The 813-nt window shown below is 77.4% G+C and carries 1 protein-coding gene; it reads right to left on the reverse strand.

Annotation, left to right across the window (positions count from 1 at the left end):
* Window positions 1–70: 70 nt before the first annotated feature.
* Window positions 71–637: a hypothetical protein gene (locus G9H71_RS22905; protein ID WP_166285037.1), complete on the reverse strand. Its 567-nt coding sequence runs from the start codon at window positions 635–637 to the stop codon at window positions 71–73.
* Between the last annotated feature and the right edge of the window lie 176 nt (window positions 638–813).

Genomic DNA, 813 nt, shown 5'->3' on the forward strand with positions numbered 1-813 from the left:
CCAGACGGCGAGCAGCTCGTCGCGCAGGTCCTTCGGGACCGGCCCGTCGGAGGCGGCACGGGAGACGACCTCAGAGCTGCGCACCCGGGGATTGTCCCTGGTAGGCGGTGGGCCGGCAGCGGGGGCAGCCGGGCACGCCCGTCGTCGGGCCGAGCAGCGTCGCCCGCCCGTCGGGGGCGTCACGGCGCAGCCAGCCCGCCTCCTGGCCCAGCCGGTTGCCGGTCAGCGCGGCCTCGACCGCGGGGACGGCGAGGACAGCCGCCCGGGCCGCCGCCACCGTCGAGTCCAGAGGGCTCGGGCCTGACTGGGGCTCCTCCGGGCCCGGTGGCAGGCGCCGGAAGCAGCCGAAGCACGCGGACCGGCCGGGCACGACGAGCGGCCCGACGCGCAGCCCGGGAGCGAAGCGCGTGACGGGCAGCCAGGCCTGCCGCCAGCCGAAGGAGAGCTCGTCGACGAGCTCGAGCAGCCCGAGCGCCTCGTGGGCGCCGGCGACGACCCGCAGCCGGGCCGGCGGCCAGGCGGCCGAGCCGGCCCACGCGTCGTCGCCCGACATGACCTCCACGGCGAAGCGGTCGGCGAGGCACCGGCCGAACTCCGCCCCGAAGTCGTCGAGCGCGATCGCGTGGACCGTGAGCACGGGTCGTCCTTCCGTCGTCGTGAGCCGTTGTGAGGGTCTTGCCGGGTGCCGCTGGGCGGGCAGCCGGCCTCAGCCCCAGATGGTGCTGCCGAGGACGGGGCCGAGCACCGGGATGCCGAGCAGCAGGTCCAGCGGGGAGGCCGACGTGCCGGAGGCGGACGCAGAGCCGGTCGTGG

Origin of the sequence: Motilibacter deserti (assembly GCF_011250635.1) — a bacterium.
GTDB classification, from domain to species: Bacteria; Actinomycetota; Actinomycetes; order Motilibacterales; family Motilibacteraceae; genus Motilibacter_A; species Motilibacter_A deserti.